18 protein-coding genes are annotated in these 24,271 nt (G+C 65.1%); 12 read left to right on the forward strand and 6 right to left on the reverse strand.

All coding sequences use genetic code 11. From position 1 onward, the window contains the following. Window positions 1-107: 107 nt before the first annotated feature. Both ACQP1G_RS37805 and ACQP1G_RS37810 read left to right on the forward strand, forming a co-directional pair. Window positions 108-437, forward strand: a complete 330-nt coding sequence (locus tag ACQP1G_RS37805) for a hypothetical protein (protein ID WP_433194465.1) — start codon at window positions 108-110, stop codon at window positions 435-437. Window positions 438-505: 68 nt separating this feature from the next. Then, on the forward strand, window positions 506-1,255 hold the full coding sequence (locus tag ACQP1G_RS37810) for a hypothetical protein (protein WP_433194466.1): 750 nt from the start codon (window positions 506-508) through the stop codon (window positions 1,253-1,255). Between the two features lie 176 nt (window positions 1,256-1,431). Here the strand turns inward: ACQP1G_RS37810 and ACQP1G_RS37815 are convergent, their stop codons facing one another. From ACQP1G_RS37815 to ACQP1G_RS37830, 4 genes are all read right to left on the reverse strand, one after another. Further along, window positions 1,432-1,848, reverse strand: coding sequence for a hypothetical protein (locus tag ACQP1G_RS37815; protein ID WP_433194467.1), 417 nt, complete (start codon window positions 1,846-1,848; stop codon window positions 1,432-1,434). Next, window positions 1,848-4,145, reverse strand: coding sequence for a hypothetical protein (locus tag ACQP1G_RS37820; protein WP_433194468.1), 2,298 nt, complete (start codon window positions 4,143-4,145; stop codon window positions 1,848-1,850). The genes ACQP1G_RS37815 and ACQP1G_RS37820 overlap by 1 nt, the downstream gene beginning before the upstream one ends. Beyond that, a complete protein-coding gene (locus ACQP1G_RS37825) occupies window positions 4,142-5,998 on the reverse strand; it encodes a hypothetical protein (protein WP_433194469.1) in 1,857 nt (618 codons plus the stop codon). The genes ACQP1G_RS37820 and ACQP1G_RS37825 overlap by 4 nt, the downstream gene beginning before the upstream one ends. Window positions 5,999-6,078: 80 nt before the next feature. Next, window positions 6,079-7,539 (reverse strand): tyrosine-type recombinase/integrase, encoded by a 1,461-nt coding sequence (locus ACQP1G_RS37830; protein WP_433194470.1) that lies wholly within the window; start codon window positions 7,537-7,539, stop codon window positions 6,079-6,081. A 499-nt stretch (window positions 7,540-8,038) separates the two neighbouring features. On the opposite strand from ACQP1G_RS37830, the gene ACQP1G_RS37835 reads away from it, so the two are divergent. From ACQP1G_RS37835 to ACQP1G_RS37845, 3 genes are all read left to right on the forward strand, one after another. Further along, on the forward strand, window positions 8,039-8,161 hold the full coding sequence (locus ACQP1G_RS37835) for a hypothetical protein (RefSeq protein ID WP_433194471.1): 123 nt from the start codon (window positions 8,039-8,041) through the stop codon (window positions 8,159-8,161). Window positions 8,162-8,510: 349 nt separating this feature from the next. Beyond that, complete coding sequence (locus ACQP1G_RS37840; RefSeq protein ID WP_433194472.1) at window positions 8,511-9,341, forward strand: nuclease-related domain-containing protein; 831 nt, start codon at window positions 8,511-8,513, stop codon at window positions 9,339-9,341. A gap of 244 nt (window positions 9,342-9,585) precedes the next feature. After that, a complete protein-coding gene (locus tag ACQP1G_RS37845) occupies window positions 9,586-10,131 on the forward strand; it encodes a hypothetical protein (RefSeq protein ID WP_433194473.1) in 546 nt (181 codons plus the stop codon). A gap of 141 nt (window positions 10,132-10,272) precedes the next feature. Here ACQP1G_RS37845 and ACQP1G_RS37850 read toward each other — a convergent pair whose 3' ends face one another. Continuing rightward, window positions 10,273-10,698 (reverse strand): NUDIX domain-containing protein, encoded by a 426-nt coding sequence (locus tag ACQP1G_RS37850; RefSeq protein WP_433194474.1) that lies wholly within the window; start codon window positions 10,696-10,698, stop codon window positions 10,273-10,275. A 520-nt stretch (window positions 10,699-11,218) separates the two neighbouring features. On the opposite strand from ACQP1G_RS37850, the gene ACQP1G_RS37855 reads away from it, so the two are divergent. The 6 genes from ACQP1G_RS37855 (at window position 11,219) to ACQP1G_RS37880 (ending at window position 22,863) form a co-directional block, all read left to right on the forward strand. Next, window positions 11,219-11,749: a GNAT family N-acetyltransferase gene (locus ACQP1G_RS37855; protein ID WP_433194475.1), complete on the forward strand. Its 531-nt coding sequence runs from the start codon at window positions 11,219-11,221 to the stop codon at window positions 11,747-11,749. Between the two features lie 83 nt (window positions 11,750-11,832). Beyond that, window positions 11,833-14,955, forward strand: coding sequence for a GNAT family N-acetyltransferase (locus ACQP1G_RS37860; RefSeq protein ID WP_433194476.1), 3,123 nt, complete (start codon window positions 11,833-11,835; stop codon window positions 14,953-14,955). 844 nt (window positions 14,956-15,799) lie between these two features. Beyond that, the gene (locus ACQP1G_RS37865; protein ID WP_433194477.1) at window positions 15,800-17,425 is read left to right on the forward strand and encodes a hypothetical protein; all 1,626 of its coding nucleotides are present in this window, start codon (window positions 15,800-15,802) and stop codon (window positions 17,423-17,425) included. Window positions 17,426-17,517: 92 nt separating this feature from the next. After that, a complete protein-coding gene (locus ACQP1G_RS37870; protein ID WP_433194478.1) occupies window positions 17,518-20,253 on the forward strand; it encodes an ATP-binding protein in 2,736 nt (911 codons plus the stop codon). Next, the gene (locus tag ACQP1G_RS37875; RefSeq protein WP_433194479.1) at window positions 20,250-21,875 is read left to right on the forward strand and encodes a hypothetical protein; all 1,626 of its coding nucleotides are present in this window, start codon (window positions 20,250-20,252) and stop codon (window positions 21,873-21,875) included. Before ACQP1G_RS37870 ends, ACQP1G_RS37875 begins: the two co-directional genes overlap by 4 nt. Further along, window positions 21,868-22,863 (forward strand): nucleoside hydrolase, encoded by a 996-nt coding sequence (locus tag ACQP1G_RS37880; RefSeq protein ID WP_433194480.1) that lies wholly within the window; start codon window positions 21,868-21,870, stop codon window positions 22,861-22,863. The genes ACQP1G_RS37875 and ACQP1G_RS37880 overlap by 8 nt, the downstream gene beginning before the upstream one ends. A 36-nt stretch (window positions 22,864-22,899) precedes the next feature. Here the strand turns inward: ACQP1G_RS37880 and ACQP1G_RS37885 are convergent, their stop codons facing one another. After that, window positions 22,900-23,052, reverse strand: a complete 153-nt coding sequence (locus tag ACQP1G_RS37885) for a hypothetical protein (protein WP_433194481.1) — start codon at window positions 23,050-23,052, stop codon at window positions 22,900-22,902. Between the two features lie 164 nt (window positions 23,053-23,216). Here ACQP1G_RS37885 and ACQP1G_RS37890 point away from each other — a divergent pair, with 164 nt between their 5' ends. Beyond that, window positions 23,217-24,197 (forward strand): hypothetical protein, encoded by a 981-nt coding sequence (locus ACQP1G_RS37890; RefSeq protein WP_433194482.1) that lies wholly within the window; start codon window positions 23,217-23,219, stop codon window positions 24,195-24,197. The last annotated feature ends 74 nt before the right edge of the window (window positions 24,198-24,271 follow it).

Raw genomic sequence — 24,271 nt, forward strand, 5'->3', positions numbered from 1 at the left:
TTGGGCAATCGGCCCGGGCCACCACCATGGGGTGCATCCCGCAATAAACGGACCCCTGGAGAGCCAACTCGTCGAAAGGAGCCCGCTCGAAGTCTCGCACCGAGCGGGTGGTCGACCTGCACGAACCCGAAGCCCTCGCCACGCTCAGCGCCAATGTGATGAACGACCGGCCCGCCGATGCCGATCAAGAACCCTTCTTCGAAGTGACACGCTGCCGCGTCTGGCGCGGCGCGGGCCACCACACGCTGGGGTCTGTTACATCGTCCCGATCATGGTCGAGATCGACTGCGGCGTCACCATCTGAAGCTCGTTTGCTTCCTCAGACGCGGCATCTCCAGGTCGGCGAATCCCACCGCGCCGAGAACTTGATCTTCGAGCTATGGGAAATCACCAGCGATGGGTCGTCCTCGCGATCGCCACCCTTCAACGATGGCTGATACCTTGCAGATTCCCACAGTTCGGCCAGTGCCTGGTCCAGATAGATGTATGAAGGAGACCTCTCCGCATGAACACGGCTGCACAGTGGTTCACCGGTCCGAACAGGCGTCGAAGTTGGATCGCGGTGCTTGTCGTGGCCGTCGTGGTGGGTGTCGCTGCGGTCGTATGGGCGGACCGATCACCACGGCAGTCCCAGCAGGCAACGCCGGTGGTGGGCGGCAAGTTTCGTATCGAGCCCACTCTAGGCTCCGCACCCACTCCTCGCTGGACGGTGCGCGCCGCCGATCTGTCCACTGACCCCGGCGCTGTTCTACTGTCCGCTCCGCACAGTCTGAACGTCTACTACGGAAACGGCACGCCGATGGATGCCGGGACCACGATCGTGGCGGCCACCGCGGTGCCGGACAGCTGCGCCGAACAGGTCTTTCAGGGCCTGCTGAGCTGTTGGGACACCCATCGGGTCCTGATCGTCGACAGCGCGACGGGCACGGTGCTCACCGACCACATCACCGATTTCGAGGTGGAGCAGGTCGATGCTCGCGACGGTGTCGTCACGGTGGCGGTGCGAACAGCGGATTGGCAGACCGCTGTCTTCACGCGAGGAACCGTCTCAGATATCTCCGCGAGCTGGCGTAAGACGTTTCCGACAGTGGTTCCCGGAGAGCCGGTCAGACCCGTCATCAGCGCACCGGACCCGTCATCGGCGCACCGGACTACTTCCGGTACGGGCGCGACGGCAACATACGTGTCTACGATTTGCGCACTGGCGAGCCGCTTTTCACCGGACCGGTCGGCTATGTCTTCGACGGCGGCATGATCGCCTCGCAGGTGATCGATCGCAGCGGCACCGCGGGAAAGGTCGCGTTGCTCGGCCGCGGTCGCGGCTAGGGCCAGAGGCGACATTCACCGCAGCCCGAGCCATTGGGACGTCGTGGTGGCCAGGGGATTCGGCGCGGTGGCCAACGACAGACGGTTCGGATGAGAGCTGCCGGTTCACTCCATCCAGGGGCCCGAAGCCGGTATGGCAGCGATCCGTCCCTGCGCCTTGACGGACATCTTCTTCTTCAGTTCCAGGTTCTCGTAGTAGAGGTTTGCGGTCACCGTGGCGAGCGCGTCGAGCTTGCCCTGCAACTCGGTCGCCCGGGTGGTGGCCTCCCGAAGCCGACGACGCAGATCGGTGATCGTCTCGTCGCGGCGAACTTCTCCCGGCGTCCGGACCACCGGTCGCGCGACCCGGGCATCCCACTCGGCCAGAACCTCCTCGGCGCGGTGGACTGTGGCGTGGCTGAGCTGTGCTTCGCGTGCAAGGTTTTCCTTGGACAGCGCGCCGTCGCTGTGTAGCGGCTCGCCGGCCAGGAGACGGGCCATGGCCTCGCGGAGCTTCTTCTCGGTGGCGGCGGACACCGGCATCAGGGGTTCTCCCTCAACTTGTCGAACTGTGCGGTTGCCGAGCGGACCTCGGCAAGCCGGGTCAGCGCCTGTTCGTGCAACGGCTTGGACAACGTTTTGTTCAGCAGCGCAACGAGGCCGATCTCCTCCATTCGCCAGATCGGCTCATGGGCGAGTGTGAGTACCGAGTTGCGGCATCGGGACGGCTGGCAGGCCCCCAGCAGTGGGGCGTGACCGCGCTGATCGGGTGGGAGTTGGTTCTGACATTCGGCGGTGGGGGCGTTCCACAGACAGTGGTTGACCGTGCCGAGGTGCAGGTTGGCGAATTCGTCGCGCAGAAGGGTGATTTCCAGGCGTTCGTCGGCGAGCTGGGCACGCAGCGCCGCGCTGTGCTCGATGACGTCGTTGACCTTGTCGAGCCCGGCGTGGAACCGCGCGGCCCCGGGCCTGACCGCGATCGTCTGGCCGGACCGGCGGGCCTGGAGCAGGGAGACCAGCTTCTTGGCGGCGGCGACCTGCAGCTGGTTGTCGAACTCCTTGGCCCACCGCGCGTCGGGCATGCCGTAGGCCAGTGTGGTGCGGTTCGCCAGCGCGCGGCGGGCGGCGTGCTTGAGTTGCAGCCCGAGCGCGATCTCTCCGTCGGGCTCCTGGGCGGCGATGATCGACATGGTGTGCCGGAACATGTGGGGCCGCACCAGCGCTTCGGGGATCGCCTCGAGGCCGGTGTGGTCGCGGTTGGCGTTGACGGTGGCGATGAAATCGTCGATGTCGCGGGCGGCATCGAAGCCGCCATCTCCACATCCAGCGTCTGCGGTGAGAGCGGTGAACACTCTGGTGTCGTGCCAGGTCAGCTGTTCGGCAACGGCGATGGCTTGCGCGACAGGCTCGATGATCCACCAGTAGCCGCGGGGCCGGGAATCGTCGCCCTTTACCTTCCGGGATGCGAGCGCTCGGGCGCCGTAGTACTGGGTGAGTGCGCCGCGTTCGATCTCGTGAATCTCACTGTCGCGCATGGCAGTCAGCGCAGCGACGAAGACATAGCAGGCTGCCCGGAGCATGCGAGGGTTGAGGCCGTGATCGGTCGCGATGGTGCGGTTCGGGTCGCGGGCCACCTCATAAACCCACCGGCGACGTCGCTCGGCCCTGGCCTTGCTGCTGGTGGAGAAGACGTGGCTGGGCTGCTGGTAGACCAGCTGGGCCAGTTCCGTCCAGTTCGGCTCGCCGGCCCACGCGACCTGATCGTGCACCGAGTGGACTGGAATCAGGTTGTTCGGGTTGTCCAGCCACTCACGCAGGATCCGGTCACAATGGGTGAGCCGCTGCTGCGCGGGCGGAGAGAAAGACGGCTGACGCACGGAGCCTGTGTGACTACGGCCGGTTTCGGCGAGCCACCCCAGTAGGCGCTGACGTCGCCGGAGACCCAAGGGTTTCTCGGCGGCGAACAAGACAGGGGTACGGCCGTTGGTGGCAAGGAGGCTGGCACGCCGCCAGTTCACCTCGCCGCGATGTGCCCGGCCCCGGTCTTGTGGGTTGAGTGGGATGCTGGTGCGCGGATCTGCCAGCCACTGCTCGAGCTCGCGGTCGTTGTCCGTCTGCGGTGGCGGGCAGCTGCATGGTGCGGACTGGCGCCGATCACGGTCGGCCAGGATATCCGGTGCGAAGCGGTCGATGTAGGCCCAGGAGGCTCGCAGCAGCGGCCACCAGACCTCGGGCGGTATTGCCGGTGTGGACAGCTCGTCGGTCCACATCGATTCGGCGACCTGGGCGCTCGACTTACCCGGCCACGGATCGGCCAGGGTGGGAACACCGGTGAGGACCGGCGAAAACGTGATCAGCTGTCGCACCGCTGACACCACATTGCGGACCGACGAGGGGTCGGTCCGCTGCGCGCGTGAGTCGATGAACGCCTGCCAATCGTCTGCCTGCCACAGGCCGAGGTCATCGGGCATGTCCTGCTCGATCGCCCAGGTTTTCAACAGTGCGAGATACAAGCAGCGCGACGCGGTCGTTCGCAGCCCCCACTTGCCGGGAGTCAGGAAGATTCCGGCTTTCTGCAGGGCGGGGTGGGTCGGGTGGAGCATGCCGAACGCGACTTCCCGCACCAGCAGGTTCCACACGGGGTCGTCGGGGAAGCTGCATCTCCACGCGGCCTTGACCGTGTTCGCAGGCCGACGCACGTTGTCCGCCGGCCACATGTCGGTGCGGCCGAACGTCGGCCCGGCCACACCGGGAATCTGCCCAGGAAGGTCAGCGTAGACCGGCTCGTGATCGGCGAATACCGCGGACTTGAGCGCCGACCGGCGAGCAGGACCGATCATCGGTCGTACTCCGTTCGCATCCCCAGCGGCAGATTCAGGGTGAGCGCTTGCTCCTCGATCGTCCTGCGCGCGGCTGCCACGTGGTCGGCACATTCGGCGAAGATCTGCTTGAGCGTGGCCTCCTGGCGCCCCCAGACGCTGTGCCAGCTCTTGGGCGGCAGCACGTCACGCATGCGCTGGATGTGGTCGAACAGCAGCAGCTGCTGGGGAAGTTGAGAGACGAAAACGACGGCGTTGTCGCAGATCATGCACATTGCCGGGGCGACGTGGCAGAGCTTTCCGGGCACCGAGTGCGGCGAGTTGTGCGGGTCTTTGCAGTTGCTCACGCCCATGTCGAGTTCGCCGTCGCGTAGGTCGATGCCCTGCTGCGGGGTGACGCCGAGTGCGGCGGCGACCTCGGGATCGCCAAGGTGCGTTTGGTCCTCGGGCCGCACCAAGGTGGGCGTCCCGGTGATCTTGGCGAAGACCTTGGACTGGGCGCGGTTCATCGCGGCCCCTGCCAACACGTGGGCGGTGGTCCCATGGGCGTAGTGCTGCTGGAACACACGGACATTGTGATCGTCTCCGGCCAGGTCGGTCAGGGTGCCGCCGAGCGCGACTACCCGGGTTGTCTTCGCGGTTTTACGTAGTCGCCGGATATCGTGGGGGCGTGAGACTCCTTGCGGGAACGGCCTTTCCGGACCGCTGTGGCCCTCAAGCCAGTGGGTGAAGCGGCGGCCGGGGTCCTGGAACGCGGCGAGCGCAGCCTCCATGCGCACCCGCTGGCGGGACTCCACCGCGGTGAACACCCACGGCTCGCCGTCGAACACCTCGCGAGTCAGGACGTTGACCCCGACCAAGCGCCGCAGCAAACCGGGTACGTCCCACGCTCCTTGCCCCGCATACGTTTTGTCACCAGACTCCTCGGGCATCGCGTCGAGTGGTTCGGCCATGTGGAAGTCGGCTCGGATGCGTTGCGCGCGTTGCTTGGTCTGCACGATGCGTACGCCTTCGGTGCTGAACTCCAAGTCCGGCACCTGCAAGGAGTGCAGCTCCTCGGAGGTGCAGTCGGTCATTGCGAGCAGGAGCAGGACCCGGAACGGGTGCAGGTCGATCTCGCGGGGGAACAGCATGCGGTACAGGCAGCCCATCAAACCGATTCCGGGCCAGATACCAGAGCTTTCGGCGAACTCGCGAACCTCCGCAGACCAGTTGCGGCTCAGGAGGTTGTCGCTCAGGGCGCCGCTGTCCACCAGCCCGTGGCGGGCAGCCCAGATCAGGTTGGGCAGCTCCAGCCAGCCATGCCGGCGCGGATCCCGTCCAGCCGCCAGGAGTTCGCGCCCGCGGGCCAGACGCCCCTCCAGCGCACGAACATCGTCGCGAGCGGTCCTGCGCATCACCGCCCGTTCACTGTTGCTGAACTCGTCCAGGACCTGACCGCTGGCCTTGCGTACCCCTGGAGGGGCTGCAACTCGACGGCGTACCCGTTCGGACACGGCCAGCTCTCGCTCCGAACCGTGGTTGAGCAACGCGAGCAGCGCGCGCTCCAAACCCCAGGGACGTCGGGAATGCTCGGGGTACTGCGTCAGAAGGTTCTGTCCCCAGGCGTGGATCATCGCCGGTAGATCAATCGATTCGTCCTCCAACCGGGCGTGCGCCGCGTCGATGCCTTGCGAGGGCAGGTGGACGTCGAGGAATGTTGCGAACGAGCGGATCGCAGTCGGGTAGGCGTGAACAGTCTTCAGCGAGTTCTTGCGGTGATAGTCGACCCACAGGTCCGCGAGCTGTCCGGCCAGGGTGGAACAGGCGAACGCTGACGGGTCGAGCCGGGCATAGACGGGTCGCTCTCTCTGACGGAAGACGATCTCGCGCACCCCGATTCGGTCCGGGGAGGGCTCGGCGGGGCGGGGCGGCCGCGTTCCGGAAGTAGCTCGGCGTTGTCCGCGGCGGGGCATCAGGCGTTGCCCCGTCCCCCGTGCCGCGACGCCAGTTCCGCGTACGTGCTATCTTGGTCGTTCCATTCCCTGATAGCGTGCGCGACAAGCAAATTCGAGTTCCTCTTGTACGTCAGGTACCGCATCGTCGACTCTGGACGGCGGTGCCCGAGCAGCCGCATCACGGTCAGGAAGGGATTGCGCGCCTGGTGGTCGGCCGCGTAGGCGGGTACTCGGCCTGAGCGCGCGTACTCCTGCGCATCCTGTTGGCGGAGCAGCTCGGTCAGCAGCTCCAGCATGTAGACCGCGAACGTGTGTCGTAGATCGTGAATCCGGATCCGTTGCGGCATTTCCAGTTTCAGGTCGTGCTCGGCGATGATCCGCAGGGTGCGCGCGTGCGCATCGAGGAATATCTGCTGCCACCTCTGGCTGGTGAGCATCCGCCCGTGGCGCCCGACGAACAGGGCCATCGGCTCGAGCCCGTGCTCACCCTCGACCATGGTCCGCGCTCGCAACTGCGCGTCCATCGCCTTGACGCTCCAGGTCCGGCGTCTGCCGTGCTCGACCCCGCGTAACTTCATCTGGCGTGTGTCGACATCGTCGACGATGAAGAACTCATTGCGCAGGCGCCACAAGGTCTTTGACGCCTTGCGCACCGTGGCGGCACGCTCGGTCCGGCGATACCAGTCGATCTCCCGCACCGTCGCGTCCTGGATTTCCACGGTCCGCGGCAGCCCGAACTTGGCAATGGCCTGCAGCTCCACATCCTTGGCAGTACCGTCGCGGCGCGGCGGGCCGACCTCGATATCGAGCAACGCCCGGAACTCCCGCAGCCGCAGGCCAGTGGTGATAGCCAGCGAGCCAGCGGCGCTGTCGCGCAACGTATGTGCCGACCGGAACGACGGGTCGGCCGCGCCGTCCGGCAGTAGCCCTCGCAGGCCAACGCTGTTCAGGAACCGCCACTGCTTGTACGTCAGATGCCTCACGTCCAGCGCCGCGGTGGCACCCCAGCTCAGGACGTCACGCCCGCTGGGACGTCGATAGTACGGGCGCCTGGCCAGCAGCTTGGCCTCATCGACCGCCCAGTCGTAGAAGTTTTGGATCGTCACCCGGCGGCGCTTCCAGGTCGCCGGCGACATGGGCTCATCCCGGTGCTCGGTGCAGTGCTCCCGGTAGGCGAGCAGATCGTCCTCCGTCGCGGACAGCACATCACTCGGCGGATCCAGGCTCCCCAGGAAGTCGCTGAAGTCCATGAAGTCGTAGGCGTAATCCTGCAGCGACCTCGCCTTCAGGGTCTTGGCCAGCTCAAGGAAGAACGAACAGTGCGGCTCCAAAGGGCGCATATCCGCGCCGAGGAAGAACGGGGTGCCGTCCTTGAGTGCCCGTTGCCGGGTCACGTAACGGAGGCAGTCGAGGTCGATGCCATCGACAGCCGCCCCGAACTGGCGGACCTTGTCGCGGGAGGTGAAACAGTAGTCCACAGGGCTCCTTAAGACGAGTAAGGAGCAATGAACCTAGCCGTTCGACGACCGCCAACGAAACCTCCACGAGGGGAGGGTGAGACAGTTGAAAATGCTTGGCCTAACCGCCGCAAACCATGCGGCGACCCAAACGCGGGTGTTCGATCAGCCCCAGCTTCCAACCATCACTGAACCGATGAAACACAAACGTAGACGCTGTCGCGTGCTTGATCATTAGCTCCCACCCCAACATCGTGTTAAGCCCCGGATACCTCTTCACCGACGGAAAGGCTATTCAGGGCACGGCGACTGGATCCGCCCACAACCGCAGCCATCAACCTGGACCTACCTGCCTGCCACTTATCCCTCCGATGCACCGCCGGGAACGACGCCGCCGACAAATGCATCGTCAGAGATCCACACCTGAATCGAACTGGACCTCCTCGCCGTCAATCGTCCACCGCGCAACCATGGTGCATGGTAACCCGTGGAGCGAACATATGTTCGATCGAATCGGGTATTGTCGCCGACATGGACCGCCTGGGGCCTGACCTTCGACGACTACTCGCCGAAGCTGTCCGCAACGCGACGCACACCCATAACCCGGCATATGGCCGCGCACTTGCCGTGGAAGAAATATTGACCGTGATCGAACACGAGTTAGCTGGCCCGCGCTACAGCCCAGCCGAGCGCAAGAGTTTCCGACAGGTCATTTTGCAAGCGATGAGTCACGGCCGCCGGATGACATAGTTATGCATTTGCCCCGCCGGACTCGAATCAGGCCCGCATCGTCGCCCTGCGCATGCGGAGGATGACTCCAAACGCCAGCATGTGGCGTCAACGCCCACTGGGAGGTAACGATGATGTGGCCGTTGGCTTCCTGGGTGCGTCTGACGCTATGGATGCGAAATGCCCTGTGGCTCATTCTTGTCCGCGTCTTCGACTGTTCGGTCATGCTGAGTGTTGGGGGCGTGTGGAGGAGGCGGGGCACGATGCGGGTCAAGATTCTGTCGGATCACGGAGGTGAGCAGCTTCACCTGTCCGAACAGCAGTTACAGGGTGCCGCAGCGGATCATGCCGCGTGGCAAGGCTATTACGCTCAGGCATCCGGCGAGTTGGAAGCTACTCGCCGCACGAAGCCGCTGTGGAAGCGGTTGCTGTCTGTGCCCACCACCGACGAACAAGCTGCCCAAGCACGGGTCGGTGACGCTTTCCGGCAGGTGGAATCGGCCGACTACGAGGTGCAGCGGGCATATCACCGGGTCCAGCAGCAAGGCGCGGGGGTATACGGCGAGGACTTGCTCACCTGGAGTCTTGCTGGCCTGCTACCGGATGAATGGGTCATGCTCCGCGGCTACCGCAACCGACGCGGCGAGACCGACCACGTACTGGTCGGCCCGGCCGGAGTATGGGCGGTCGAGGTCAAACGCCGCCGGATTCTGCTGCACGCCGTCGGCGACCAATGGTGGTTTCAGAAGATCAGCGCACAGGGCCGTGTGTGCGAGTCGGAGTGGGCGGTCGACGGCGGCGGCCGTAGCTGGCCTCGCCAGGTCGGCGACGTCGCGCACGATCTGGCCGCATGGTTGGAGCGGCAAGGACATCACCTCGGCGTGCGGACGGCGGTGATGCTCATGCACGCGCATGCTCAACTCGTCGAATGCGTAACCCCTGGGGTGGATTTCGTCAGTTCCGATCCCTGGCAACTCACCGACACCATCCTCCGCGGTCTCGCGACACCACTGAGCCAAAACACGTGCGAGGACATTGTCGCCCTGGTCGAGCGCGACCATCACTTCCACGCCAGTCGACGCCGAGCACGGTGATCCGATCGAGCTCCTGGCCGAATTCAGTCCCATGTTCCAGACGTGCTGGGCGGAATAGCGGCCGGACGATTACAGGGCCAAAGCTGCCAGAACCAGCCCACCGCCACGGCGCACGGGCCAATGCTGTTCAACCAAGCGACACCCACGACGAGGAGAGAAGGACATGAGCGAACCGACTTCGACACAACCAAGCACAAGCAACTCCGGTCCTGTGACCCTGACACGCACAAGACCATCGAATGAGATGCCAGTAGCGATACCGGTTGAGCGGGTATTGGTGCGGACTGAGGATGTCGTCGCAGCGCTGGTCGGGGCTCGCGCCTACCGCGAGGGAATCGAGTTGTCGTTTCACCTGTACGTCCGACCGGGAAGCGACCATTCAGCGTTCAGTAGCTTCCATGGCTATCCCGGTGGCGACAAGGACCAATTTCTGATCGGTGTCGAATTCTCCGACGGACGCACCGCGACCAATATCGATCGCTGGCGCCTCGACGACGACGCGGACACCGCGATCCTGATGGGCGGTGGCGGTGGTTCGAGCGAGGGAATCAGCGTCACCGCCTACTACCTGACACCGCTGCCACCGCCCGGACCGCTGACGGTGATCGCCGCTTGGCCCGCGGCCGGGATCGCCGAGCAGCGCGTCGAAATCGACACCGAAGTGTTCCGGCGTGCTGCCGAGCATGTGGAAGTGCTGTGGCCCGCGGACAGCGAGGCGAAGTCGCGCGAGCTGCCGCGCGTAGTTCCGGACTTCGCACCTGGCGGATGGTTCGAACGTGCCGTGAACTGATTCGCTCTCCCAACGTCGAGGTCGGCGCTCGAAGTCGCTGTTCTCGGTTATGTTCAACGGAGACGGTCGATCCGGAATCACATATGTGACAACGCGATTCGTGCACCGCTGAGGTCACATGGAGGGCCGATTCCGAAGAATTCAGCGGTTCCACCGTCGCCAGAATGTGTTGGCATGGTTAGTGGCGAGTGCGTCTTTGAGCGCGCAGGGCCGCAGGTCGGCGATGGGGAGCTGGTCAAGGGGTAGCCACAGGAATTCGAGGTGGGCTTCCTGGCTGACGGGTTCACCGATGATGTGGGCAGTGAAGATCAGGTTCAGTTCATGGCGGACGGTATCGGTGTCGTCGACATAGCCGTGTTCGACGACTCCGAGCAGTCGACCGATGCTGGCGCTGGCGCCGATTTCTTCATTCAGTTCCCGCACGAGAGCGTCTTCGACCGGTTCCCCGGGTTCAACGTGGCCGCCGGGCAAGAAGACGTAGGACTTGCCGCGTTCGCGAGCGACTAGCAACCCGTCAAGGGACCCGATGACCGCTCGCGCGATGAGTTCGGTTGTTGCGACGCGCATCTGGAGAGCTCCCAACCTCAGACGGCTCTCTTATGGTAGATCGACGATTTCTGGTCAGCTTACCGCCGCCGATATCGCGGCCGGCCCGACGATGAACGTACCTGACTGGTATCGCTGGAAGTGTGAAATGCGAACCGCTAGAAACAGATTCAACTTTATCGCATCCAACTCGAATTCCCGGCCTCGCAACCTTTCCACAGTTGCCATGCGCAGTCCCAGCGGCTGGGCGAGTTGTAGTGATCGGGCTGCCCGTTTACGTCGGGCGCGCGTTTCGGGCAACGGTGCTGCTTTGGTGGTATTCCACGGCTTCAGCGTGTTCGTCGAACTGAGGTAGCTGTCCGGTCAGTTCTTTCAAGTATTCTTGCGCCCGTGCGGGGTTTGCGTAGAGCATCCGTCTCGTGCGCGGCGCGGGCCTTGCCCTGGGGGCGTCGCAGACCGGCCGCCCCTCATGGCAGCGAACCATGATGTGCCGGAGGGAAAAGCGATCGACTCCGCAATCGCGTGGACTTACCGTTCAGCCATGTCCATCAACGGTTTCAGCATCGGTAACGTGATCCTGCGCTCCCCGCGCATGGGCGACGAGCAGGTCGTACGCGCGGCCCACCAGGTGATGGCTGCCGAGGACGACTTCGACTTCGCTCTCGGTCTGGAACCGGCGATGGACTGGAAGCAATACCTCAAGATGCTCGAGGACTACCGTCAGGGACGCAACTTGCCCGACGGCATCGTTCCCGCCACGTTTCTGATCGCCACCGTCGACGATGAGATCGTCGGTCGCGCCGACATCCGGCACATGCTCAATGACTACCTGGCTCGTAGAGGCGGACACATCGGTTATGCCGTCCTCGCCGAACACCGACGCCGGGGCCACGGCCGCGCTATCCTTCGGCAGAGTCTGGACCTCGCGCACCGGATGGGCATCGAGCGTGTGTTCATTACGTGCGATGAGGGCAACGATGGAAGCCACCGGATCATCGAATCCTGCGGCGGCACAGTGGAATCGGTTGAGCCGTGGGATGACGGGACGCTTATCCGACGCTACTGGATCTGATTCGGGGCAATGGGGAGTCGATGCAGGACGAGTCAGGTCGGGGCAGGTCCACGAGCAACAGCGGCAGGCGGGAGGCAGGGGCATTGTCGGAGTTCGACCACCACTTGGACGACTTCAACTCATACCAGCACACGCCGTGGGGTCGACTGCGGTATGAGCAGGTGTTCTCTAACCTGGCCCGGCACCTGCCGGATCGGGTGCGAGTCCTGGACGCAGGCGGCGGCAACGGCATCGACGCGGTGCGGCTGGCTCAAACAGGTCACCACGTCACGGTCCTGGACACCTCGAGCCGGTCGTTGCACGCCACGCGTCAACGCGCCGCAGACGCCGGTGTCGAAGACCGAATCGAATGCCAGCCCGGCGATATACGGCAGGCGGCATGGGATCTGCGTGACCGGCAATGCGACATCGTCCTGCTGCACAACGTGATCCAGTACCTCGCCGGACCCGCGTCGGTGATCGAGGATCTGGTGGGACTGCTCGACACCGGAGGGCTGATATCGATTCTGGCGCCGAATCCCTCATGCGCCCCACTGGCAGCCGCGGTCCGCCGAAGCGATTTCGACGAGGCGCTGCGCCTGTTGAACACCACGCAGCGCGAGTCGGCCACCTACGGTCTGGAATACGCTTCCCGCACAGCAGATGAAGTCGTTGGATACGTCCTTGGCGCGGGGATGAATCCGCCGCTGCGTTACGGGGTGCGTGTCGTGTGCGATTTGATCGCCGACGATGAAGCCAAGCACGACCCCGTATTCTTCGACAAGCTGCTGCGGTTGGAGAACGCTGTGGCCGACCGCAGCCCGTGCCTGGAGGGCGCCCGGTTCTTTCATCTGATCGCCACCAAACCCGAGCCGTCAACGGACACCGCGGCCGAGATGCGGCGGCGACGCGTCCCGATGGACATCGCGGGCTACGAGACACAGGTGCGCACCGGTCCGTGTTTCATCTGCGAGTTCCTGGCCGGGACACCTGGTTTCGAGCATGAGACCGTCTATGACGACAGCGAGCACGTGGGTTTCCTGAACAAGTACCCGACGCTGCCCGGCCACGTGTTGGTGGTGCCCCGCCGACACGTCGAGGACCTCGCCCGCGACCTGACGCCGCAGGAATATCTTCGACTGCAATCCTCTGTCCACACAGCGGCCAGGGGCACCGCCGAAGCGATGAATCCCGAACGCCTATACCTGTTCTCGATGGGGTCGGCTGACGGCAACGCACACATTCACATCGCACCGTTGCCGCCCGGCGTGCCCTACCGTGAACAGCAGTTCCACGCTGTCGCGGCAGAAAACGGCATTCTGGCGTACTCACCACCGGAGCTCGCAGCACTGGCCGACCGGATCCGGACCGCCCTCGCGGTGCCCACGCCAGATGGTTCAGTGACCGCGAAAAGCGGTCGGCTCGTGGTTATTCGCGGGAACTCCGGCTCCGGAAAGACAACCGTGGCCCGCCAGTTGCAGAGACGGTTCGACCGCGGGCGGTGCCTGGTCATCGGTCAGGATGTCGTGCGACGCGGGTTCCTCCGCGAATCCGATGTCACCGGCGGCTACAACATCGACCTCCTGCGCGACATCGCCACACTCGGCCTCGAACGCGGACTCACCGTCGTCGTGGAGGGCATCCTCACCGCACGCCGCTACGGCACCATGCTGGCACAGCTCGCCGCCATGGCGGAGCAGGCATGCTTCTACGCCTTCGACCTCACCTTCGCCGACACCGTGCAGCGTCACTCCGGACGGCGCACCAAGACCGCCGAGTTCGACCGCGACGACATGCGCAACTGGTACCACGGGTGGGACCCCCTCGGGTTCGTGGACGAGGTACGCATCGACGCGGCCGACACACTCGAAGACATCGTCGACACGATCTACACCGACATGACCCCGCACTCCCCGAATCAGAGCCTGGCGAACAGCTCACCGCCGATCGCAACGGCCTTCGATCCCGGCACCGACCGGCGGCCACCACAGACCGCACAACCCGGCCAACCCGTGGTGCTCCGCTGCTGGGGCACAAGCCACACCGAGCACCTGGTCGCGACCTCGTCCCGGTTGACCGACCTCGCGGATCTGCCGGAAACCGGCGACACGGTGAGCGTCGATGGTCGACACAACGCCGGGTTCGTGGCTCGCCTGGAAACCGTCCTGGCAATGAAGCTTCCCGACGTGGCGTTCACGATCCACAACCACGGCCGCGGCGGTGCCACCAGCCTGGACCTACTCGCCGACGTCGTCGGGGTAGACCTCGACCAAGACCTGGCCCTACTGGAGTGCGGAACCAACGACGTGCTCCGCCGCGCGCAAGGCCGCGACCACGAAGCTGTCGATATCGAGGAATTCACGCGAAACTATCGAGCGATCCTCGAGCACCTGCAACCACGAGCACTGCGAGTGATCTGCCTTGCCGCACCCCCAGTCAGCGATGAATGCGGTCTGGACGCGGTATCGATCAACGAGGACCTGTTCGCCTACAACCTCGCCGCACAGAAGGCGGCCCGCGATAACGGCGCGATGTTCGTGGACTACTGGGGCGCGTTCGTCACCACCGCCGCCTTACTACGCGAACGAGACGGTGGCCTCAGCCCGTGGCTCGCCGACGGAATCCACCTCTCCGACATCGGCGATGAACTGATCCTGCGCAGCCTCGAAACCACCCTCATCGGCAACAACATCATCACCGCCCTGGTGTCGACGCGCACGAAGGCCAAGAAACCCAGTGCGGAGGTGGTGATCCGGCCCGCCCGCGTCGAGGACGTACCGTCATTGGTGCGGTTGCGCGTCGCAGTGGCGGCCGAACAGAAATGGATTGGCGCGGAACCACCAATAGACGAAGACAAGGCTGCCACCCGACTGTCCGAGCAGATCGCCGCGGACACCGCAGGTGTCCTCGTCGCCCACCACCGCACCGCCGGAGTCATAGCGATCGCAACCGCCGACTTTACGACACCGGGCGTCGCCGAGATCACCATGATGATCGCCGCCGACCATCGAGGCGTGGGCGTCGGCAGCACATTGCTCGACCATATCCTCGACTGGTGCAAGCACCATCACGCCCACAAGGCGACCCTGAAGGTCTGGCCGCACAACCTACCCGCGATCAGGCTCTATCACCGCGCCGGCTTCGAAACCGAAGGCACATTGCGCGCCCACTACCCGCGGCGCAACGGTGAACTCTGGGACGCGATCATCATGAGTCAGCTGCTGTAGAAATCCTGTTGGACCTGCGGGCGCCCGTTATGGGTGTGCCGGAAAACTATCGATCCAACCAACGGGACGATTTCGTTGACGACGTTCGCGGTGATGATCGGTGTCTGGTGGCCCGGGAGTGACTCGAACCTCGGTCGATGCTGTCGTGCCGCGCGGCCCTCTCATGGAACCTCGGCGGCGGGTTTCTTCGCCGCGGTGGTGTCACGGGCCAGCTCGGACAGCTCTGTCAGGAACTCGAGGCTTGTCTGTTGTGGGTAGGGTCCTTGTCGCGCAACGCGTTCGGTCTCTTGGCCCAGCTCGACGGAGACGGGTTGCTGAAGTGGTCGGCTGCCAATTGTGTCTCCGGATCGGTGGTGCTTCGTTTTTTCATCTGAGCGTGCGTATGCAATTACGTTTCGATTAAGGATCGCACCGCATCGCTGTCGCTAATATTCCGCTGCCGATGCCGATGCATCTTGGAAAGGTTCTATTAGAAATCTGTCCTGGAATGCGAATCCATGGCTACCAGATTCTTCGTCGTTTTTGTCGTCTACGAACATTATATGACCGAGTTCTATGACTACTGTTCGGTAACGATTCGTCCCTGTATTCGCGTCTGCCTCTTATTCTGTCTTTGCGTTTCGGAGTTGCCACGTCTTCAATTGCCTGGGGGGATGTCGTGGATCAGTTGCCGGTGGTGGACAGTCGAGATCTGGCGGTCCGGTTGCTTGTTCCGCAGGAACGCTGGGGATGGGAGTATGTCGTTCCCGCGCCGGTGGCACCGAGTCCTTTACGGGACAGTGCTCCACGCTGGGCGGGGTTTGCAGCGCCGGAAACGCTGGTTCGGGACCGGGCAAGAGTGCGCATGATGCCGCTGGTCATCGGAGTCGCGGCGCTGGTAGCGGCGTGGGCGAGTGTGGTGGCGGCGTCGTGGGGGATCGCGTTGTGGCCGTTGGTAGGTGGCTGTGTGCTGGCGCCTGTTGCGGTGTGGTGTGCGCTGGTGGGAGCGCGCTTGAGCGCGGCCCGCCGAATGCACGAGTCGCGGCATGCCGAGGAGTGGTCCCGCTTTCAGGCCGCCCTGCAATGTTGGCGATCGGAGGTCGCTGAGCACGATCAACGGGAACAAGAGCGTGTGGCCTCGACGCTGCTGTGGCATCCGGTGCAGCCCGAGCAGCGTTGGGGGCAGGTGAACTTGTTCGGCGGCACAGTCGATGGATGGGCGAGTCTGCTTGCCACGCTGGGGCTTTCATTGCTGTCCGATGGTTCGCGACTGCTGGTGCTGGATTTCACCGAACGGGGCGTGGCGTCGGATCTGGCGGCGCTGGCGCGCACGGTGGGGTACGCGGTGCGGGTGGATCGTGTGCCCGCCGATGGTGTGGTCGCTGTCGACGGGTTGTCCCCCGCCGAGGCCGGCGAGCTGGTGTCGCAGGCGTTGGCCGGTGTCTTGGGAGCGCAGCCGGATACGGTGCGGACACGGGCTGTGGACGCGGAGTTGATCGAAGCTGTGAGTGGCTGTCTGGAGCCTCCTCGCACTATCGAGCGGATCGCGGCGGGTCTGGCCCTGGTGCGGCGGACCCTTGACGTCGACCAGCAGACATGTCTATCGGCGCAGGAGATCCGCGCACTGAACCGGGCGACAGAGATCGTGGGCTCCTCCGCGGCCGCCGCTGACCAGTTGCGTTTTCTGGCCGCGTCACTGCGCTCTCTCGCCCGCTTGCCGAATACACACTTATCGCTCGGATCGCTGTGGCCGGAGGCGGGCCTGCGGGTGATCGAGACGGCCGAGGCCAACGCACGCTGCAAGGATCTGCTCGATCGGTTGGCGTTTTGCCGGATGGTGTATGAGGTCCGCGCCGCTGCCTCTGCACCGGCCGGCGCTGTGGTGATCGCCGGGGCGGATCATCTGGGTGCCGCGGAGCTGGAGGTGCTGGCTCGTCACGCCGGGCGGGTGGGGATGCGGTTGATTGTGATGTCGGAGCATTTGCGTGGTGAGCAGACGCAGTTGCTCGGTGCCGCGGGCAGCGCCGCGGTGCTGATGCGGCTCGGGCATGCTGGGGAGGCCGCTGCGGCAGCCGATTTCGTCGGTCGCGGGCATCGGTTCGTGCTCTCGCAGCTGACCGAGCAGATCGGGCGCAGCTTCACCGACGGACTCTCCGATACCGCCGGTGATTCGGTGACATCGACGGTAACCGCCAACTCTTCGCCGACCTCGACGGGGAGTTCGGATTCGCGTTCGCGGGCGATGACGTGGTCGCAGACCACAAGCTGGTCATTTTCACAGAATTCCTCGACCGCGCAGACGTGGGCACGCGCCTATGAGTACGTGGTGGAGCCGACGGTGTTTCAATCGCTGCCGGCGACGGCATTCGTGTGGGTGGAGGCCGGGGGGCGTGGTCGGCGCGTGGTCGCTGGCGATTGTAATCCCGGGATCGCGCTGCTGGATCGGGTAGCGCGATCGCCTCGGTCGGGGACGGTGGCCGTATCGTGTTGAGCGGGTTCTGTTTTCACCAACTGCTGACCATTCCGTCACCACCACGTGCTGGCAGCGAAGCCGTGACGGACTCGCCTCAGCACCACGCCCATGTGGCCGTGTTTGCTGCGTTGACCGCCGCACACGCCGACCTGAGCGCCGCTGGTGCGGATTCCGCGCTCGCGGTGGCGTGGGATCGTATCGGCGATGACCGCCAGATCCGGGTTCTGGTGGGCGGCAACCCGCTGTTTCCCGCCGTACCCGAGTACAGTCGTGACTCGGGTGCAGTGCTGTTTCCGCCGGGTGCTGTGGCCGAAGCTGTTGACAGCGAGTCGGTGGTTGCGCAGTGGCGGCAAGTACCCGTGTGGGTGCGGTGTACCGGGCGCGCGGATTCTCTCTGGTTGCAGACGCCCGGTGCGCGGACTCGGATGCGGCGGGGCGGGTTCGAGGACTACATCGCGCACCTGCCGGGACGGTTCGTGTGGCTGGTGGTGGCCTCACCGGTCCCGATCACTGAGGTCGATGACGAGCTGGCCGAGCTGGAAGTCCAGCTGCCGCGGCTGCGGGCGCGGGCGGATTCCGAACCGGCTCGGATTGCGGTGCAGCGCGGGGAATTCCGGTACCGGGAGCTCTCGCGAGCGCGCGGGTCGGGGCTGTGGCGGATACATGTCATCGTCGGCGGCGATGACGGCGCGAGCACGCATCGGGCAGCCGGATTATTATGCAGCGCAGCCGATCTCGATGACCTGCCCTATATTCTGACACCGCACCCGCAGGCCTCCTCCGCCGACCGTGTGTGGTCGGCGCTGGTCACCGGCGCTGACGACGACGCTCGGTCACCGTTCGTGGCCGATGCGGAACTGCTGGCGGCGCTGGCGCGGCCCCCACGTCGGGAACTGCCCGGAATTCGGATGGTCGAAATGGCTGGCTTCGATCTCACCCCCGAGCACGACGGGGAGATCGATCTCGGCGCGGTTCTCGACGATGCCGATCAACCGGTGGCGCGGTTCACCGTGGCCCGCGACACTCTCAACCGGCACGGCTTCGTCGCCGGCGCGACCGGGTCAGGCAAGTCACAGACGGTGCGGCATATGCTCGAGGGCCTGCACGCTGCCGCTGTGCCGTGGCTGGTGATCGAACCGGCCAAGGCCGAGTACGCGGCGATGGCCGGGCGGATCGACGCGCCGGTCACGGTGCTGCGCCCCGGTGACCCCGATGCGGTCCCGGCCGGGATCAACCCTCTCGAACCCGAGCCGGGTTTTCCCCTGCAGACCCACATCGACCTGGTCCGCGCGCTGTTCCTGGCTGCCTTCGACGCCGTCGACCCGTTCCCGCAGGTGCTCTCCCACGCGCTGACCCGCTGTTACACCGATCTCGGATGGGACCTCGTCACCGGCGAGCCCAGCCACTTTGGCTGGTCGCCACGTCATCCCGGCCTGAGTGACTTGCAGGCCACTGCCGTTGCGGTAGTCGAGGCGATCGGGTACGGGCGGGAAGTGACCGACAACGTGCGCGGATTCATCGACGTGCGGCTCGGGGCCTTGCGTCTGGGTACCCCAGGACGATTCTTCGACGGCCGCTACCGCCTCGATATAGCTGCGCTGCTGGCCACCAACACGGTGATCGAGATCGAGGATGTCGGTGACGATGCCGACAAGGCATTCCTCATCGGGGTGGTCCTCATCCGTGTCGCCGAACACCTGCGCACTCACCGCGCCAACCGGCGCGCTGGACTGGCGCACGTGACGGTGATCGAGGAGGCGCACCGGCTGTTGCGTCGCGCCGAAGCTGGTAGCCCGGCCGCGCGCGCGGTCGAATTGTTCGCCGCGTTGCTGGCCGAGATCCGCGCCTACGGCGAGGGAATCATTGTCGCCGAGCAGATTCCTAGCAAGATCACCCCGGATGTTGTGAAGAACACCGCGCTCAAGATCGTGCACCGGCTGCCCGCCGCCGAGGACCGTGACCTCATCGGCGCCACCATGAACCTCGACCCAGCCCAGTCCCGACAGATCGTGTCGCTCCCGCCGGGCCGCGCAGCGGTGTTCAGCGATGGCATGGACCGGCCCATCCGCATCGAGGTCCCCCTCGGCGAGTCCCGTGAGGCACGCGCTCCGGCCCGAACACCGCCCCTTTCAGCGCACATGAGCGAGATCCCACTGACTTTGCGGAGTCTGCACCGCGCCCACACCCTCGCCGAAGATCCTCGGCTGACTCTGTGGACGGAGCTGATGCTGATCGCACATCTCGTCGGGCGCCCCAGCCCGCGACCGAAGCCCGACTGGCTCACCGAATGGACAACCCGGACCGAGCCGGCGATTCTGGCCGAGGCCATCGACCACCGCATACGCACCGCGATCGATCACCGATACGCCGGACTGGCCGCATACTTCCCACCCGAGCAGCTCCTTGAGCACCTGTGCGCCCTCGCCGCCGCAGTGCTTCGCGGCGCTCCCGGACAGTGCACCGGCAACGAATTCTGTTGGCAGGCTGGTTGTTATCGGTGGGTCGACGTTGAGCACTCTCTGCAGAACCTTGCGCTGCCGTCGGATCGGCCCCACCCCGGCACCGCCGCATGGGCGCAGCGGGGACTCCACCTACCCGGTGCCACCCTCGCCGAGCAACGCGAGATGCTGCGCGCCCATCCGGACAACTGGGCCGACCCGCGCATCGTGACCGGGCCAGAACCCAGCCTGCTGGTCACCACTATCGATCGGCTCAGCCGCGCCGACTCGGTCGAACAGCGATTACGCCATGCCACCGCGCATCTGCACGGGTTGACGCGATGGCCGCTCGCGCTACTCCCCGCACCAGAGGACACCACCGCGATACCCGCGCGAGGTGACCCATGAGCATCGACAGCCATCCTCCCCCCGACCGCCGCGACACCCCCGAATTGCCGCCAGAGCCCGCCACACACGGCGACATCAGGGGACTTTCCGCCCAGATCGCACAGCGAACCGAATCCGAGACCCAAGGCGCGACCAGCGACCGTCACGCCGGTAGCAGCCCCGAGGCGAGTCTCACCCGCAGCGAACATATCCTGAAGATCGACCCACCAGGCGGCCCAGCAGATGAGGCCGGCGGGCGCACTGTCGAGCACGTGCCCACAGACTGTCAGGGCACCACCCCCGAGCCCGGGGGTCAGCCGGACACCACCGCGAACGCGCAAACCCCAGACGCACCGTCTACTTCCGATACCGGCAGCAACGCTGAACCCGTCGAACCCAGTGACCAGGCCGAGCGCCGCGAGAAAATCCTCGACATAGTCACCGCCCGCAACGGCGTGGAGACTGACGCCGACCGGGCAACCGTGTCGAAGGCATTCGACGCTGTGCGCTCCCATCTGGCCCCGGCAATTGTCCACGCGACCAGCAGGATCCTCGAGGACTGCAAAGAACTGATCACCAAGCGGCCCGACACCGTTGTCGTCTTCCTCGGCCGCGACGCACACACCATGGCGCTGGCCGCGCAAGAACTCGACCCCGAACGGTTCGCCCGCCACTGCGCCGAGGCCCCGATTTCGCGCTGCCTGGCCGATTCCCTGGTCCAGGATCTGGAGACCAACGCCGACAAGTCCTTCCCGGAGATCGACAACTTTCGTGACGCCCGCGACGATGTCGACCCCGATCAGATCCCAGGATCGAGGGCAACGATGACTCGCTTCCTGGAATCGCGCGGAATACCGGTCGGTATCCCGGGAGCCAACATCGTCCTGGTCGATACCAGCTTCAAAGGCAGCGTCCAATCGCTGCTGTCGGTCACCTACCCCGACGTGAATTTCCAAGGCAAATACCTTGCGTTCAGCGAAGCCGAGCGCGACCCGCATGCCGCCAGCAAGCAGGGATACCTGCTGCATCAAGCCGTCGACGGCACCGTGGTCTCCCACGACGACGCAATACCAGCGGACCTGGCGGCAACCTTATCCGACAAGGACACTGTGCTGGCGATCGAGCAGTCCTTGCGTGGCCCGTACTCGAAAGCCGAACGGTTCGGCCCGGACTGGACGCCCGAACAACATTTCGAAGCGCCGCCGACCGACCAGATCAACCCGCTCGACGTATCACCGGACTACCTCGAAAACAACGCACGTCTGGCGGTCATGGACGCCAACCAGATGGCGGTTGGCGACTACGCCCGTGAGATCGCCCAACGCCGCAGCGCCGGGCAGGACGTGCGTGCCGAGCTTGCTGCCGCTGCCGAAGCCGGGCTGCGACAGGTGCGATCATGGGCAACACGCTCGCTAACAGATACCGATCCGGATCTCGCCGAGATGATGAACTCCATCGTGCGCCGCAGCGACAAACACATCGTGGGTGCTCTGCACGGGGCCATCGAAGCCAGCGGGCTCGATCCCCCTCGAGCTCGAGACGAGTGGCGCCGGTATCAGCAACTCGAAAGCCTCGACGCCAAACAAGCCTTCCTCACCGAATTCCACCGCACCAACCCCGCCAGAGGAGCTGAGCATGAGTGACATCGACGACGAGCAGAAACAGACCTTACAGTCGGCCTGGGCCGCGCAACTCGGATACGCCGAACGCTACGAAGAGCTCGGCTATCCGTCTCTGGCCGCGAAACTGCGCGCCGGCGGTGCCCCACCCCCTTCTGTGCAGGGCACCCCGATCATCATCGACACCGACATCGGCGGTGACCCCGACGACGCGATCGCGGTCACCTGCGCCGCACGCAACCTGCCCGAACTGGCCGCCGTCATCACCGCCGACGAACGCCGCGGACAACGCTCCCGACTCGCCCGCCACCTGCTCGACCTCAACAACCGTCCCGACGTGCCCGTCACCGCTGGCGCCGATCTCGGCAACACCCGCTATCACGCCGCCGACGGCCTGACCCCCGACCACATACCCGATCAACCCACCGACGTCGTGCAGACCGTGCGCGAGATCTGCGCCAGCACCGACACACCCGTGCGATGGGTCGGCATGGGCCCGATGAGCAACCTCGCCCACGTCCTGCGAACCGCGCCCGAATTAGTCGAGCGGCTCGTCATCACCCAGATGGGCGGCGCCCTCAACTACCGAGACCCCACCCGCGCCGAACACAACTTCCGCCTCGACCCCGACGCCGCGCGCCACGTCGTCGCCACCGCCCACGACCTGCTGCTGGTCACCTCCGATGTCACCTTCACCGACGAAATCGCGATCGCCGCCGGCACCAGCACCTACCAGCACCTCGCCGCCGACGCCGCCCCTGACTGGGCCAAACTGTTAGCCGCACACCTGGACCAATGGTTCGCCCGCATGTATCCCGCTAGCAAGCAACACGACCCCCTCACGCTCACTGCCGCACTGCAACTACCGTTCGTGGACTTCAGCCGCCGCCGCATCACCCTCGCCCCCGACGCGCGTATGAGCGCCACCACCGACGGATACCCCACCTGGATCACCACCCGCGCCGACTACCCCGCCTTCCGCAACTGGCTGGACAAACAACTTCAGTACTGACCGCCGGAGAGTTCCCGCCACCTGTCCCCGCCGGGGTCATCGCTGGTGCTCCCACCCATGCCCGACCAACGCCAGCACAACCGCGATCACCGCGACGGCGATCGCCACCACCACCACGGCTTCCGCGGCCCTGTCCTGGCACGACACACTTCTGCGATGCCGACCCATCGTCTGCGCTTCCTCCCTCACTCGGTCACCAACCAACCTGGTAGCCAATACTTTCGAGCCTCGCGGCCGGACTCGGCCGACAGCACGACGATACGACCCCGCACGCCTGCAAAAAGGCACACATGTTGGCCATCGACGCCCAAGCCCGTTCTCGCGCAGCAGCATCCGGGGAAAGATGCAACACCATGACGGTGACACCGCTGCATCACGCGCTGGAGCGATACGGACGCAACGCAAAGCGCTTCGCCCCTGACACCATCCTCGCTGCCGACTACCTGCTGGAAGCCCTCGCAGGCCCGGCGGCGATCACCAACCCGGCCGACCACATCGAACTATCCAACTGGACCTTCGACAAGCTCGAGTGCATCGTCACCGCGTTCCCCGACTACATCGACCGGCGACTGGCAGAAACCATCCTGGCCGTCGGTCAGGAATTTCACGGCACGACAGTCAAGGAACGGCGCAGCTACCTGCGCAGCCACAACGAAGGCTACGTCGAGAGCGCCTTCAAACGACAGCGCCGACCCGTGCTGGCCAGGATGGCCGCCGCGCTGGAACAGGCGCACCGCAACAGATGTGCACCGCATGTGTTTCTCTGCGGCCGCTACCTCGACGAGCAACTCCAGCAGACATTCGCATGCGCCCTGGGGGCCGCCCTCGCAGGGTTGCCCATCACCTTGGTCTGTGGTGGTTCGCGCCTCGGCGCACACACCTCCCACACTATGGCGCGTGCCCTGCAAGCCAACGGCACCTACGCACCAGGCCGCACCACTATGTACGTGCGCACCGAATCCACACGCCTAAGTACCCTTTACCAGCCTCTCGGAAAAATCATCCACATCGACAGCGGCCGGACAGAGGCACGCCGCATCATGCTGCGCACCGCACAAGCATGCCTTGTCTTCGCAGGCGGTGACTTCGGCGACGCCGACGGCAACGGCACAGCCGAGGAAGTGGCGATCGCCCGAGAATTCGGCATCCCGATAATCCCGATTGCCGTCACCGGAGGCACCGCCGAACACAGCTGGCATGAAGTCCGGATCAGCGCGGGCGTCACGCCGCTCCTCACCGAGCACTTCAACAACCTCACCAACTCCGACAAGGCAACCGCGATCAACGCTGTCATCCGCCTTCTCGTGCACTACCTCGACTTGCCCAGCCCGTGATCAGACCGTGGCACCGCTCCAGCCCGGACGCGACTCTCCCGCGGCGACAACCGGGTCGCCGAAACCGATCACGG

Source organism: Nocardia sp. CA-107356 (assembly GCF_050946365.1).
Classification (GTDB): Bacteria; Actinomycetota; Actinomycetes; order Mycobacteriales; family Mycobacteriaceae; genus Nocardia.

Coding starts and splice junctions, on each gene's coding strand:
- ACQP1G_RS37810 (WP_433194466.1), top strand. CDS start 506: ATGAACACGGCTGCACAGTGGTTCACCGGTCCGAACAGGCGTCGAAGT.
- ACQP1G_RS37815 (WP_433194467.1), bottom strand. CDS start 1,848: ATGCCGGTGTCCGCCGCCACCGAGAAGAAGCTCCGCGAGGCCATGGCC.
- ACQP1G_RS37820 (WP_433194468.1), bottom strand. CDS start 4,145: ATGATCGGTCCTGCTCGCCGGTCGGCGCTCAAGTCCGCGGTATTCGCC.
- ACQP1G_RS37840 (WP_433194472.1), top strand. CDS start 8,511: ATGCGGGTCAAGATTCTGTCGGATCACGGAGGTGAGCAGCTTCACCTG.
- ACQP1G_RS37845 (WP_433194473.1), top strand. CDS start 9,586: ATGCCAGTAGCGATACCGGTTGAGCGGGTATTGGTGCGGACTGAGGAT.
- ACQP1G_RS37850 (WP_433194474.1), bottom strand. CDS start 10,698: ATGCGCGTCGCAACAACCGAACTCATCGCGCGAGCGGTCATCGGGTCC.
- ACQP1G_RS37855 (WP_433194475.1), top strand. CDS start 11,219: ATGTCCATCAACGGTTTCAGCATCGGTAACGTGATCCTGCGCTCCCCG.
- ACQP1G_RS37865 (WP_433194477.1), top strand. CDS start 15,800: ATGATGCCGCTGGTCATCGGAGTCGCGGCGCTGGTAGCGGCGTGGGCG.
- ACQP1G_RS37875 (WP_433194479.1), top strand. CDS start 20,250: ATGAGCATCGACAGCCATCCTCCCCCCGACCGCCGCGACACCCCCGAA.
- ACQP1G_RS37880 (WP_433194480.1), top strand. CDS start 21,868: ATGAGTGACATCGACGACGAGCAGAAACAGACCTTACAGTCGGCCTGG.
- ACQP1G_RS37890 (WP_433194482.1), top strand. CDS start 23,217: ATGACGGTGACACCGCTGCATCACGCGCTGGAGCGATACGGACGCAAC.